Raw genomic sequence first — 13,296 nt, 5'->3', positions numbered from 1 at the left:
CCCCGCCCGGCGAACCCGGCCGATCACTCATCCCCGGACTCCCGGTACCGAGGCGCGCTCGGCAGACTGTCGGGGGTGACAGACCCCCTGCTGAACGACGAACTCGACTCCGTTCCCGACCATGACCGGTTCGCCACCGTGGACGAGATCGCGGCCGCCCTCACCCGGCTGGCCGCCGATCATCCCGGCGTCGCCTCGCTGAGGCGGGTGGGCAGCTCCGCCCTGGGTGAGCCGATCCTCTGCCTGAGCGTCGGTGACGGGCCGCGCCACGCGCTGGTCGGCGCCATGCCGCACCCCAACGAGCCCATCGGCGGGCTCACCGTGATCCACCTCGCCACCCGGCTGTGCGAGAGCGCCGCGCTGCGCGAGGCCACCGGCCACACCTGGCACATCGTGGGCTGCCTCGACCCGGACGGGACCAGGCTCAACGAGGGGTGGTTCGCCGGGCCGTTCACCAAGGCCCACTACGGCAGGCACTTCTACCGCCCGGCGGGTGACGAGCAGGTCGAGTGGACCTTCCCCTTCGCCTACAAGCGCGCCTACTTCGACCGGGTGATGCCCGAGACCCTGGCGCTGATGCGGCTGATCGACGACACCCGCCCGGCGTTCATGACCACCCTGCACAACAGCGAGATGGGCGGGGCGTTCTTCTACCTCAACCGCCCGGTGCCCGAACTGCAGGCCGTGCTCAAATCCCTGCCGGGCCGGTACGGCGTGCCGCTGCACGCGGGCGAGCCCGAGCACCCCTCGGTACGGTCCCTGGAGGAGTCGGTCTTCCTCGCCCCGCGGATGGAGGACACCTACGACTACATCGAGGCGCTCGGCGAGGATCCGGCGGCGCAGCTCACCGGCGGGTCCAGCGACTCCTACGCCGCCCGGTACGGCACGCTCTGCCTGACCGCCGAACTGCCCTACTGGCGGGATCCCACGGCCGACGACCGCTCCCCGGCCGGGGTCGGGTACGCCGATCTGATCCGGACCCACGCGGCGGACCTGCGCGAGACGTTCGCCGTCCTCGACGAGACGCTCGGCGCCGTCGCCGGCGACCTGGCGACCCGCTCCCCGTTCGTCCGGGCCAGCAGGTTCTTCGTGCCGTTCATCGAGGGGGTGGCCACCACCGTCGAGCACCACGCGCGGGCGCCGGAGAGCGACCGGCCGGCCACCGTCGCCGAACGGCAGTCCTGCCGCGACACCGCGCACAGCGTCCGGCTCAGGTTCGGGGGCATGCTGCTGCGCGCGCTGGAGGGTGAACTCGCCGTCGGCAACGGCACCCCGACCATCCGGGCGCGGGCCCGCGCACTGTCGGACACCTACGCCAAATGGTGCGCCGAGGCCGAGGCGGGCACCCCCGACGAGACGATCCCGATCCGCCACCTGGTCGCCATCCAGTACGGCGGCATCCTCGCCGGAGCCGCCCACGCCTGAGACTCCCAGACGATCAGAAAGGACCTCACGACGCGACCACCCCGTGAGTAAGGATCTCCCCTCTCCAGGGCACGGCGGCCACCTCCGTCCCCCTGACCTTCCACCTCGCTCGGCCTCGCGTCGAGACCTGGCCTTCCCAGTCAATCAAACTCCTATCTGACGGCAATCCAGATGTCTAAGGTAAAACTGGGGGTTGCCTTCGGTAGGAGACTTTCGATAGGGGGCCGACGCCTGCGTCATCGGAAAACGGGTCATCTCCGGATGAATACTCAGGAATTAATCCGGAGTTGATGGAGCAATTCATCGCGTCGCTGGAGCAGGCGCGAAAAATCCTGGACGAGGGGATTCCGAGAATCCTGACCGCACTGTCGGCGGTGGACGCCGACCGGTCCGCGGTGCTGCGATTCCGCGAGGTCGAAGGCTGGCTGGACGAGGAGATCCCGCGATTGCGCAGGCGTAACCAGATGATCCAGGAGACCGACTCCCTTCCCGACTGGACCGCCGGACCGCCGGGGCCGGGTTCCCCAGGGGCCGGAGGGCTTCTGGCATTCGACGAGAAGGACCTCACGACGCGCGCCCTCGCCGACAGCGAGGGGAGAAAGCTCGCCGAGACCCTCGGCCGGACGCCCGGGAGGGACCCGTACTCCACACCGAACGGCTATGACCGGATCTTCGAGCAACTCACCGATCGGCGCGAGGACGCCGACTTCACCGCCGGGTTCTTCGCCGTCCTTGGCCCGAAGGGCGCGGCGGCCGCGCTCCGGAAGCTGAACCACTACGGGGGCGAGTCCGCGCGAAAACACTGGAAGACCATGGGCGAGGCCCTCGCCACGGCGGTGGCCCGGCGACCGAAGACGCTCGGCCCGGCCTGGGAACCGGAGAGCCTGGGGAAGGCGTCGGCGGCCGACCTGGGTCTGCTGCTCGGGCATGGCAGGTTCCCCGCCGGATGGCTCACCGAGGTGGTCCGCCCCCATGTCCGGAAATCCCCAGGGGACGGGGTTCTCGCCCGCTGGACCGCCGACCTGAGCCACTTCCTGTCCGCGCTGGCCAACAATCCGGAAACGGCCAGGGCCCTGTTCAACGACCTGCCGCGCGAGGATCTGCGGAACCTGTTCTCCGAACTCAACGGGGAGGTCTCGCTCTATCCCAATGAGTACGACCCGATCGCCTTCGACCTGGAGGCGGAGTTCGGCCGGATGCTCGCCGCCGGAGCCGGTGTCTTCGAGAAGCGCTCCCCCGGGCCGGGGGCGGTGCGATTCGCCTTCAACGCCATGACGACCATGGGGAACCTCCGTACCGGGGTGGACTTCCGCAATCCGGAGGGACAGCCGATGGAGGTGGCGAAGGGCGCGAGAATCTTCATGTCGATGCTCGCGGGCGCCTACCCCGCCGAAATGATCGAGGGCGCCAACGCCGGGGACGCCAATCGGACGCAGGACAGCGCGTTCGAGAAAACCGCCGCACTCACCGCCGGCCTGCACCCGAAGTTCCGCCTCAGCCCCGGCGACACCTACCGTTTCATCAAGACCTTCGCCGACTCGGCGGAGCGAATGAAACCGTTCAATGCGGGATTGGGGAAATTCTCCAGGCATCTCATGGACGCGGCGGCCGCCAAGGATCAGGGGACAGGCATCAAGCACCTCGCAAACACCTTCGCGAGCCTCGGGTATGTGTCCGGCATGCAGTTCGCCGCCGCGAACGAAGTCCAAGGGAAGATGGACGAGTACGACCAGGAAATGAAGGATCGGCTCTTCTTTTACCTGGGTTTGGGAGTCGACGCCACAGGGCTCACCCTGTCGGGGTTGAAAATCGTGGAAACCCAGCTCGACGAATTCGTCTGGTATCTGATCAGCAAGTCCACCACCGAGACTCTCGACTCGCACAAGGACATCGACGTAACCCGCCTCGACAAACTCAAGGAGACCAACCGCCTGGCCACCCTTGGACGCGAATACTGGATTTTTCACGAGTTGAAGCGCTACGGGTTCTCCTACACGGTGCCCCCGAACGATCCCGCCTTCAGCCAACCCCCCATCACCGGGAAAGATGGCAACCTGCTCCCCTTCGGCAAACTGGCCAAGGATCCGAAGGCGTTGAAGAATCTCGCCGACTGGATGATCCGCAACGGCTCCGGGAGCGGAGACGACAGCACCGTCGGAGAGGCGGCAACTCGGCTCACCAACGCTTTTGGAGGAGCCAAGGAAAGCACGCAAACGAACCCCACCCCTTTCGGTTAGCTCACAAAGAGGCCCTAAGGCATTGAGTCTCACCGAAAATCTCGAAGTGTTTTTTTCGCGAAGAGTCAACGGTGATTCTGACGCGCGATTTATCCTTGACAGACTCGTTGCTCGGCTTTTCCCAGTCAACAGAAACGACCTTATATCCACGCTTCCCCAGACCGCCGGTCAGCATGTTGAATATGATGACCGGCTCGTCGATGCTGGAAGTGTCCACTCCGGCGACTCCATACGTGCGCTTCGCCTTCCCTTCTCCACAAGGAATGTCCTTGCCACCTTCATCCGTCACCGTGACATCTTTTGCGTGGGTCGACTTCACCAACCAGTCGATGTCGGCCTTCAGCGTCGCCTCCGCCTGAGCCGCCGTCGGTCCCGGAGGATCGAAGGAACACGCCCCCAGGGTCAACATCCCCAAGGTCGCGATCACCGCTGATCCAACGCGAGCGGAAGCAAGATGCGTCACGGAACTCTCCGTTCATGTCGGCCAACATCACCCAGATCTAATGATGTCCGATAATCAAGCTGCTTCCAGGAAAAGCGTCGGAATATGTCAAACCGGGATCGACAGCAACCGCAACCGTTCATCGAGATCCCGGACGTGCTTGTTGTCCTCCCATGGGCGAAGCTGAACGCGGACCTGCCGTATCGAGTGCAGAAGCCTGGCGGAACTGTGCTTCAGGGTGATTTGAGCAGCGGCATCGATCGCTGCCGACGCCTCCGGGATCTCTCGCTTCTGGATCAGCGCGGTAGCGTATTCGAGATACAGGATTCCACGTTCACGGTTCCAGCTCGGATCCGCTCTGGCCAGGGTCTTTTGGGCTAAAGGTATCGCCCGATCAGGTTGTTTGAGCTCTACCAGACAGAACACGGCATGACGGGCGATACGCTCCGGGTTGACCCAGAAAAGGTGCCGAAGATCAGAATCACCACGTTTGTCGCCCGCCAGATCGACGGCACGATCGAGGAAGCGAAGACCTCCCTCATCGCGCCTCAGCCCGGCGGAAATCCGGGCCGTCATGAGCGAGACGGCCGACTGCTGCAGACGGTTGCCACTGTTCTTCGCCCACCCCTCGGCGGCGAAGGAGTGGTCCATCGCGACAGTGGGCTTTCCCTGATAGAGAGCCATATTGGCTGACAGGCTGTGAAGATGGGCGAGGAGCGCGGGAGCACGCAACTCATGGGCTACCGCCAGCCCTTCCTCATACCTTTGGGTGGCACCTTGATAGTCCATGAGATCGTAGTGAGCCCATCCGGCGAGATGGGAGAGGCTCCAGTAGACGCGAAGAAGACGATCACGTGAGGTGGGCCCGAGGGAGCCTTGCTTGAGTAGATCCTGGACCAGGGCGCGCTTCGCGTCGGCTACCGGAATGATCTGCTGAGGCCCCATCGTCTCGTCCATCCCCCAGAGACGAGTCGTGAGATTTTCCAGCACGTCAAGGGTGGCCGCGTCGATCGGGTGCTGGTGCCGGGCGGCAACTGCCAGGCGTTCCCGTTCCGGCGGGGTGAGGTGGCGGAGCAGGCCCAGAGCGGGTGTCCCACCTAAGACCAGAGCCAACTCGAAGAGCAGTTCGCGGCGTTTCACGTCGGCCTCCTCTGCGCCGACCGCGCGCAGCAGGTCGGCGCAGAGGGTGGGCGCGGGAACGAGTGGGGGAAGTGCCTTCGTTCCCTTGGTGCCCGCGATGGCCGGGGCGGACACCTCCCGGCGGTAGTGCGGATCGAGGTGGCGGTGGTCGGTCCGGTCGATCAGGTCCCGGTCGCGAACCCCGTAGGAGGCGTAGACCTCGTCGGCGACCAGGCGACGGGCGGTGGTCTGGTAGATCCGGGCGAAGACGGCCACCGCAGCGGCGCCCGGACGCCGCCCGGCCTGCGGCCAGGCCTCGTAGTCGTAGAAGCGCGCGGCCCGCAGGGTGGCGGTGCCCGCCGGATCGAGGTCGTTGTAGGCCGCCACCACGTCGCCCGCCGTACGGCCGTGGGCGTAGCGGTACAGCCGCAGCGGGCCGACCTGGTGATCGAGGGCGAACACGCCGGCGATCTGGTCGAACGTGAGGCGACAGGCCCGCAGTGCCTCACTACGCCGCCTGCATCCCAGCAGGATCCGGTATCCCTCTCCGGGCATCCTCGACTCCCTTCCCCGAACACACACGGATCGTATGCCCGTGGTCACAGAGAATGACAGTCCGTGGGACAAGTGGGGATCCTCGACCGTCGGAGGCGATGTTCTCGCAGGTCAGCGCCACTGTGCACGGAGTATCCGATCGGCGGCGTCCCGGAGGGCTACCACGTGGGAGCACCGGGCCACTGTTCAGCTGACAATTTTCCTCTGACCGGGAGACCAGGAGAGCACATGACCACTACCCACGACGGCGTGGCCCCGGAACTCATCGAGGCGATGGTACGGCTCCGTCCGGGCGGTATGACCTGGCGGCGGACCTTCCCCGGCCATCCTCACCGGGTTCCCGAGGCTCGACGCTTCGTCCGGTTTCTCCTGGTCGACTCCCCGTTCGGCCAGGACGCGGAGCAGGTCGTCGCCGAGCTCGCCGCCAACGCGATCCGCCACACCGCGAGCGGGCGCCCGTACGGCACGTTCGTCGTCGAGGTCGTCCGCAGACCCGAGGTGACCCGGGTGACGGTCTACGACTCCGGCCGGGGCTCCGTCCCCGCCATCGTCCACCCCGCCCTCCTCGGCGAGGGCGGCCGAGGACTCCCCCTGGTCACCGCCCTGGCCTCCCAGGTCGGCTGCCGAGGCAGCCAGTCCCACGGCCACGCCGTCTGGGCCCAGTTCACCGGCGAGAAGTACCCCGCATCCCCCGAGTGCCCATGAGGAGCGGGCCGTCATGAGCACTCGGGCCTGCTCGGAGTCCGGATCTCTAGATGGGTCCGCACACCTTGGTCCGCTCCGGCACCGCGGTGAAGCGGGGACTGTCGGCCGCCTGCCCGGCGGTGAGCACGAACGACAGCGGACGGCGACGCCGTTCGCGGCCTGACCGGCTCCCACTCCTCGTCGGCCGGATCTCCACGCACCATCCCAGCCTTCCATCACGCCGAGCCTCCACCTGGCAGATGCGCAACGGCTCACCCCCATGGGCCTGCCGCGCACCGCGTGCGTAACGGCCTGACGAGGGAGGGACGGCGCCGGTGGGCGGATGCGCCTGCGGTGCCACGGTGTCGAGCGTGGGCTGGGCGGGCGAGCTCAGCCGGCGTGCAGCCTGGTGATGAGCTCATGCGCGACGTCCAGGAACTGATCGCGTGAGGATGTCGTCGTCTGCAGGTCGACGAACGCCTCGTGGGCACCGGCCTGGGCGAGGGTCAGCAGGTAGTCACCGATCTGCTGCACGGTTCCGGCGTGCGGCACCTGGTCGTCGGGCGCGGGAGAATCGGTGATCTTCGGATTGACGCGCACCACCATTCGCAGGGCCGACGGGTCCCGGTCGACGCGTGCCGCGGTCTGCAGCGCCACATCCCACAGGGCGGTCAGATAGGGCATGGGTATCGCCGCGCTCAGCCAGCCGTCGGCTCGCCTGCCGATCCTCTCCAGAGCCGAGGGCGTGTAACCGGCGAGCAGGATCGGGGGGCGCGGCCGCTGGAAGGGCTTGAGGTCGATGTGCGACGGCGGCACGGTCCAGAGCGTGCCCTTGTGCTCGACCACCTCACTGCTCCAGGCGGCCTCCATCACGTCGAGCGTCTCTTCGAGCCGGTCTCCTCTCCCCTGCCAGGGCACCCCAGTCGCGGTGTATTCGTCACGCAGCCAGCCGAGACCGATGCCGACGTCCAGCCGTCCGTGGCTGAGCAGGTCGAGCGAGGTCAGCATGCGGGCGAGCAAGACCGGCGGTTGCCACAGCGCGTTGAGCGTGCTGGTTCCCAGCCGGACCTCCCGAGTGCTGACGGCGGCCAGCGTCAATGCGGTCAGCGGGTCGAAGAACGTCGCGAAGGCCGGAGGGACCTCGCCGTCTCCTCCCGGGTAGGGATCGCTGGGTGCGAGCGGCAACATGATTCGATCACCCGCCCACAGGCTGCTGTAGCCCATGGCCTCCAGATCCGCGCTGGCCTGCCGGATGAAATCCGGGTCGGCGAAGGCGCCGTACTGCGGGACTGCATATCCGATCTGCATGAGAAATTCCTTGATACTTCGCCATGGAAGGCCGGGAGGAACTGAGGTGCATATTGCGTACGCATCTCGATATCTGGACGTTCCCGGTCAGCGTCCAGGGAGATGTTAGGCAACACCTCTTGGATATGATTTGCTATCGGGTTGGGATGTGGCCTCTGGGCCTAAAGGCCCACTTAAGATCTTGCTGTGATGTCCCCGGCGGGGGCGGCACGGCCGTGGCGTTCCTGTACCGGCGTCCACGTACCGTCGGTCCGGACAAGTCCGAGGTTGATGAGCGCGCGGAGATTGACGGCGGCGGCCCGGGTGTGGAGCCAGGCGTTGTTCTTGGTGGTGCCGATGTAGCGCAATCGTCGGCTGCCGCGGGCCACGATCCAGGCGTCCGCCTTGATCTCTTCCGGGGCGGAGCAAGAACGCGAGATCTTCAGTGATCTTCTAGACGGAAGTGAAACCAAGTGCCGCAGCCGCCTCGCTCTGGGCGTTGTCACGACTGGCAAAGCCGAGTTTGTCTCCCGGATCCTCCAGTAGCGGGACGGCCGCCAACTCCGCGACGGCGAGGTGAATCGCGTCGAGCGCGCGAAGGGCATGGGTGTAGACGATCTCCGTAGCCCGTTGCTCCACGGTGTTGCGAGGAGCGGTCAGCAACGTGACGGGGCCGTCCTCTCCAAGGTCCGCCGCCAGTACGGCAAGCCTGGTGTCCAGTTCCAGCAGCCGCCTGGCACGAGAGGCGCGCACCAGCACGCCGGTCACCTCCACCACCGTCAGGGTGCCGGTGACAAGCAGATGCTCGGGGCTTTCCAGGAGTTCCCTGGCTCGGCCGTGACCCGGTTCGTCGTGGAGGTAGGCGCAGGCCAGGACCGAGGAGTCGACGTAGGTGAGCACGAGGTCAGCGGCCCTCGGCCCAGAGGTCGTCGAGGACTGGGCCGATGCCCCTGGTGGCGTCAAGCGCACGCTCACGATCTGCCTCGGTCACCGGAGGAGCGGGGGGGCGCTCGGCGAGCACGCCGAGCCGACGAGCGCGTGCGCGAAGCTCTGCTCGGGCATCCAGCACCTCGTCGGACACGCCGTGGGCGAGGATCTCCCCGGCGGTGGCGTTGATGGAGCGGCCGGTACGGCGAGCCCTCCGGGTTATCCGCCGATGCAGATCGTCATCGATTCGAAGAAGTAGTTGCTTCATACTCCAACGATATCAATCGAAGCCCTAAAAGTGATATCACTTGCCGCCGGGTATGCGACGGCCCCCGTGAACGGTTTTTCACGGGGGCCGTCTTGAAACGTGCGGGTCAGAGACCGGCGGCGGCGCGCAGGGAGTCGGCGCGGTCGGTGGACTCCCAGGAGAAGCCCTCGCGACCGAAGTGACCGTAGGCGGAGGTGCCCGAGTAGATCGGGCGGAGCAGGTCGAGGTCGCGGATGATCGCGGCCGGGCGCAGGTCGAAGACCTTGACCACGGCTTCCTGGATCTTGCTGATCTCGATCTTCTCGGTGCCGAAGGTCTCGACGAACACGCCGACCGGGTGCGCCTTGCCGATGGCGTAGGCGACCTGGACCTCGGCGCGGTCGGCCAGGCCCGCGGCCACGATGTTCTTCGCGACCCAGCGCATCGCGTAGGCGGCCGAGCGGTCGACCTTGGACGGGTCCTTGCCGGAGAAGGCGCCGCCACCGTGGCGGGACATGCCGCCGTAGGTGTCAACGATGATCTTGCGACCGGTCAGGCCGGCGTCGCCCATCGGGCCGCCGATCTCGAAGCGTCCGGTCGGGTTGACCAGCAGGCGGTAGCCCTCGGTCTCGATCTCCAGGCCGGCCAGGACCGGGTCGATCACGTGCTCCTTGATGTCGGGAGCGAGCATCTCCTTGAGGTCGATCTCGGCCGCGTGCTGGGTGGAGACGACCACGGTGTCGAGCCGGACCGGCTTGTCGCCGTCGTACTCGACGGTGACCTGGGTCTTGCCGTCGGGGCGCAGGTAGGGCACCGTGCCGTCCTTGCGGACCTGCGACAGGCGCTCGGCCAGGCGGTGCGCCAACTGGATCGGCAGCGGCATCAGCTCGGGGGTCTCGCGGCAGGCGTAACCGAACATCAGGCCCTGGTCACCGGCGCCCTGGCGGTCGAGCTCGTCGCCCGCCTCGCCCTCGCGGTTCTCGTAGGCGTCGTCGACGCCCTGGGCGATGTCGGGCGACTGCGCGCCGATGGACACCGACACGCCACAGGAGGCGCCGTCGAAGCCCTTGTGCGAGGCGTCGTAACCGATCTCGAGGATCTTCTCCCGGATGAGACCGGGAATGTCGACGTAGGTCTCCGTCGTCACCTCTCCGGCGACGTGGACCTGACCGGTGGTGATCAGCGTCTCGACCGCGACGCGGCTCTTGGGGTCACCCTTGAGCATTGCGTCGAGAATCGCGTCACTGATCTGGTCGGCGATCTTGTCCGGGTGGCCCTCTGTGACCGACTCGGAGGTGAACAGGCGACGGGACAAGTCAGTGGCTCCTCATGCAGCGGCTGCTGGCGTCTGGGGCTCTGGCATCGGCAGGACACCAGTAGCGCTCCGGCGAATTCTAGCCCCACCTGATGCGGGGCCGCGAAACCATCTCAGATCGTGTCACCCTAAATGTTCAGATCATGTAGTGGAAGAGCTGCGGGTTCACCGGAATCCGTCGCGGGGAAACCAACCTGCCGCGACGTACGGCGGGGCGCGTTCCGAAAGCCGGCCCCCAAAGTGCCCGGAGCCCGCGAACTGCCCGCCTCCCGGGCTCGTCCACATCTCGCGGGCGGGATGCGCAGCCCCGCCCACCCGGCTTCCCAGGGGCTCACAGCCCGGTTCACAGATCGGGCAGCGGGTCGGGCGGCAGCGTCTCCGGGGCGAAGACCTCCGCGTCGGCGGCGGAGATCACCGCGGCGTACTCCTCCTCGATCTCGAACACCATGCCACCGAGTTCGATGGCCGCGCCCGCGGAGAACTCCAGCGGACCGAGCCGGGTGCGCCGGGTGTGGGTGGCGTACACCGAGGTCGGCGCGTCGCGGTCGAAGAACTTGGTGGAGAGCAGGTAGATGGTGCGGTCAGTGATCACGATGAGGAAGGTCGCCATGCCCGGGGTGCCCACCGACAAGGCCGGCAGAACATAGTGGATCTCCTCCCCCGGAGGAAGCAGCGCTCGGCACCGTGCCCTGACCGCGGCGGCGACAGGCATGATCCAAACCCCTCCCGGCTGCGATGTGGCAGGGCTCTGGGAGGCAGTATCCGCCGGGAGCCGGGCTACGGCAAGTGGTCAGGCCAGGCGCGCGGCGACGAGGTCCCAGACCACGTCGGCCAGGGCCTCCTTGGGGCCGCGCGGGATGTCGACCTGCTCCCCCTCGGCGAGGAGGACCACCGCCGCGTTGTCGGGGGTGCCGAAGGCGAGGTCGTCGCCGACCTGGTTGACGACGAGCAGATCGCAGCCCTTGCGGGTGAGTTTGGCCCGCCCGTTGGCGAGGACGTCGTCGGTCTCGGCCGCGAATCCCGCGATCACCCGAGGGTACGGCTTGAGCCCCGCACGGCGCCGTTCCCCCAACTCCGCAAGGATGTCGGGATTTTTCACCAGATGAATGGCGTCAGGCTCATCGGCGGTCTTCTTGATCTTCGACCCGCTCCGCGCCGAGGGCCGGAAGTCGGCGACGGCGGCGGCCATGACCACGGCGTCGGCGTCCTCCACCGCCTCCAGTACGGCGTCGCGCAGCTCCAGGGCCGAGGTGACCCGGACCACCTTGACCCCCGCGGGGTCGGGCAGGGCGACGTTGGCGGCCACCAGGGTGACCTCGGCCCCCCGGGCGACGGCCGTGCGGGCCAGGGCGTAACCCTGCAGCCCCGAGGAACGGTTGCCGATGAAACGGACCGGGTCGATGGCCTCGCGGGTGCCGCCCGCGGAGATCACCAGGCGACGGCCCACCAGGTCCGCGGGGCGCCCGGAGAGAACACCGCGGCAGACCTCGAAGATCTCCTTCGGGTCCGGCAGACGGCCGGGACCGGTGTCGGCCCCGGTCAGGCGGCCCACCGCGGGATCGACGACGATCGAACCGCGCTCGCGGAGCGTGGCCACGTTCGCACGGGTCGCGGGGTGCTCCCACATCTCGGTGTGCATCGCGGGGGCGAACACCACCGGGCAGCGCGCGGTGAGCAGGGTGTTGGTCAGCAGGTCGCCGGCCAGCCCGTGGGCGGCCTTGGCGAGCACGTCGGCGGTGGCCGGCGCGACGACCACCAGGTCGGCGTCCTGCCCGATACGGACGTGCGGCACCTCGTGCACCGACTCCCAGACGTCGGTCGTGACCGGATTGCCGGACAGCGCGGCCCAGGTCGGCTCACCGACGAAGCGGAGCGCCTCCCTGGTCGGGACCACGCGCACCTCGTGGCCGGACTCGGTGAACAGACGCAGCAGCTCGCACGCCTTGTAGGCGGCGATGCCCGCGCTCACACCGAGGACGACCCTCGGCCTGCGGGGAACCACGGAGGTCGGCATCGAGGTGGGTCAGCCCTCGATCGGCTCGGAGGTGAGCAGGCCCTCGCTGACCTCGCGCAGCGCGATGGAGAGCGGCTTCTCCTGCGCGTGGGTCTCGACGAGCGGGCCGACGTACTCGAGCAGGCCCTCGCCGAGCTGGGAGTAGTAGGCGTTGATCTGACGCGCCCGCTTGGAGCCGAAGATCACGAGACTGTACTTGCTGTCGACGATGTCGAGCAGGGCGTCGATCGACGGGTTGGTGATGCCTTCGGAGTAGGCGGCGCTGGTTGCCACGTGTGATTTCCCCTAGCTAGGTGAACGTCCGAGGCGTGAACCCTCGGGAGCATCAGCCAACAAGGCTATCAGCCGATGGCATACATCCTGGACTGACGTGTTGACGAGCGTCAGGTCGAACTCCCGCTCGGCCGCCATCTCGATCCGGCCGGCCGCCAGGCGGCGGGCGATGACGTCCTCGGGCTCGGTGCCCCTGCCGCGCAGCCGCTTCTCCAGCTCCTCCCAGGTCGGGGGGGCCAGGAAGACCAGCAGGGCCTCGGGCATGGTCGCCCGGACCTGCCTGGCGCCCTGGAGGTCGATCTCCAGCAGCGTGGGCACTCCGGCGGCGAGTTTCTCGAGCACCGGGCCGCGCGGTGTTCCGTACCGGTTCCCGGCGAACTCGGCCCACTCGAGCAGTTCGCCGGAGGCGGCGAGGCGGTCGAACTCCTCGTCGTCGGCGAAGAAGTACTCGACCCCGTGGGTCTCCCCTGGACGGGGTTTCCTGGTGGTCACCGAGACCGACAGCCACACCTCCGGGTGTGCCCGCCGAAGCTCGGCGACGACCGTGGACTTGCCGACGCCCGACGGCCCGGACAGGACCGTCAGACGCCTACCGGCCGGGAGTCCGGCGAGGGCTCGCGCCCCCTTCGGACCTCCGGCCGAGGATGTGGAGCGACCGGCTCCGCCCTCGGCGGTTACCTCCGGAGCCCGGCTCTCGCCGGACCGCGACGTTCCGGTCACTCCAAACCCCCCGTGATGCTGTCCCCATATGGGGTGAACGTGGTCGTATGA

Annotated in this window: 13 protein-coding genes and 1 pseudogene; 4 read left to right on the top strand and 10 right to left on the bottom strand. The window is 67.5% G+C overall.

Annotated features, from left to right (window positions below; translation table 11 throughout):
• Positions 1-75 precede the first annotated feature (75 nt).
• Together AB0K21_RS12040 and AB0K21_RS12035 are read left to right on the top strand one after the other, a co-directional pair.
• The gene (locus AB0K21_RS12040) at positions 76-1,425 is read left to right on the top strand and encodes a M14 family zinc carboxypeptidase (RefSeq protein WP_343979563.1); all 1,350 of its coding nucleotides are present in this window, start codon (positions 76-78) and stop codon (positions 1,423-1,425) included.
• 290 nt (positions 1,426-1,715) lie between these two features.
• A complete protein-coding gene (locus AB0K21_RS12035; RefSeq protein WP_364149486.1) occupies positions 1,716-3,662 on the top strand; it encodes a hypothetical protein in 1,947 nt (648 codons plus the stop codon).
• Position 3,663: 1 nt separating this feature from the next.
• On the opposite strand, the gene AB0K21_RS12030 is transcribed toward AB0K21_RS12035, so the two are convergent.
• Together AB0K21_RS12030 and AB0K21_RS12025 are read right to left on the bottom strand one after the other, a co-directional pair.
• Positions 3,664-4,125 (bottom strand): hypothetical protein, encoded by a 462-nt coding sequence (locus AB0K21_RS12030; protein ID WP_364149484.1) that lies wholly within the window; start codon positions 4,123-4,125, stop codon positions 3,664-3,666.
• A gap of 87 nt (positions 4,126-4,212) precedes the next feature.
• On the bottom strand, positions 4,213-5,778 hold the full coding sequence (locus tag AB0K21_RS12025) for a hypothetical protein (protein WP_364149482.1): 1,566 nt from the start codon (positions 5,776-5,778) through the stop codon (positions 4,213-4,215).
• 228 nt (positions 5,779-6,006) lie between these two features.
• On the opposite strand from AB0K21_RS12025, the gene AB0K21_RS12020 reads away from it, so the two are divergent.
• Positions 6,007-6,483: an ATP-binding protein gene (locus AB0K21_RS12020; RefSeq protein ID WP_343979574.1), complete on the top strand. Its 477-nt coding sequence runs from the start codon at positions 6,007-6,009 to the stop codon at positions 6,481-6,483.
• 369 nt (positions 6,484-6,852) lie between these two features.
• Here AB0K21_RS12020 and AB0K21_RS12015 read toward each other — a convergent pair whose 3' ends face one another.
• From AB0K21_RS12015 to AB0K21_RS12005, 3 genes and pseudogenes are all read right to left on the bottom strand, one after another.
• The gene (locus AB0K21_RS12015; protein ID WP_343979577.1) at positions 6,853-7,770 is read right to left on the bottom strand and encodes a TIGR03619 family F420-dependent LLM class oxidoreductase; all 918 of its coding nucleotides are present in this window, start codon (positions 7,768-7,770) and stop codon (positions 6,853-6,855) included.
• 173 nt (positions 7,771-7,943) lie between these two features.
• Positions 7,944-8,147: pseudogene (locus AB0K21_RS12010) on the bottom strand (hypothetical protein); the annotation flags it as partial.
• 55 nt (positions 8,148-8,202) lie between these two features.
• Entirely contained in the window at positions 8,203-8,649 is a 447-nt protein-coding gene (locus AB0K21_RS12005; RefSeq protein ID WP_343979580.1) for a type II toxin-antitoxin system VapC family toxin, read from the bottom strand.
• Here AB0K21_RS12005 and AB0K21_RS12000 point away from each other — a divergent pair.
• Positions 8,642-8,935 carry a hypothetical protein gene (locus AB0K21_RS12000; protein ID WP_364149479.1) on the top strand — a complete coding sequence of 98 codons (294 nt, stop codon included), beginning with the start codon at positions 8,642-8,644 and terminating at the stop codon, positions 8,933-8,935. The genes AB0K21_RS12005 and AB0K21_RS12000 overlap by 8 nt on opposite strands.
• Before the next feature lie 115 nt (positions 8,936-9,050).
• On the opposite strand, the gene metK is transcribed toward AB0K21_RS12000, so the two are convergent.
• The 5 genes from metK to gmk form a co-directional block, all read right to left on the bottom strand.
• Positions 9,051-10,238, bottom strand: a complete 1,188-nt coding sequence (gene metK / locus AB0K21_RS11995) for a methionine adenosyltransferase (protein WP_343979587.1) — start codon at positions 10,236-10,238, stop codon at positions 9,051-9,053.
• Between the two features lie 343 nt (positions 10,239-10,581).
• A complete protein-coding gene (locus AB0K21_RS11990; RefSeq protein WP_030909976.1) occupies positions 10,582-10,950 on the bottom strand; it encodes a hypothetical protein in 369 nt (122 codons plus the stop codon).
• A 78-nt stretch (positions 10,951-11,028) separates the two neighbouring features.
• On the bottom strand, positions 11,029-12,252 hold the full coding sequence (gene coaBC, locus AB0K21_RS11985; protein ID WP_364149476.1) for a bifunctional phosphopantothenoylcysteine decarboxylase/phosphopantothenate--cysteine ligase CoaBC: 1,224 nt from the start codon (positions 12,250-12,252) through the stop codon (positions 11,029-11,031).
• A 9-nt stretch (positions 12,253-12,261) separates the two neighbouring features.
• A complete protein-coding gene (gene rpoZ, locus AB0K21_RS11980) occupies positions 12,262-12,525 on the bottom strand; it encodes a DNA-directed RNA polymerase subunit omega (RefSeq protein ID WP_030909981.1) in 264 nt (87 codons plus the stop codon).
• A gap of 12 nt (positions 12,526-12,537) precedes the next feature.
• On the bottom strand, positions 12,538-13,110 hold the full coding sequence (gmk, locus tag AB0K21_RS11975) for a guanylate kinase (protein WP_051752025.1): 573 nt from the start codon (positions 13,108-13,110) through the stop codon (positions 12,538-12,540).
• Positions 13,111-13,296 lie beyond the last annotated feature (186 nt).

Source organism: Streptosporangium sp. NPDC049248 (assembly GCF_040678965.1).
GTDB classification, from domain to species: Bacteria; Actinomycetota; Actinomycetes; order Streptosporangiales; family Streptosporangiaceae; genus Streptosporangium; species Streptosporangium fukuiense.
Note: the sequence above shows the minus strand (reverse complement) of the source record. Positions and strands in the feature narration are given on the sequence as shown.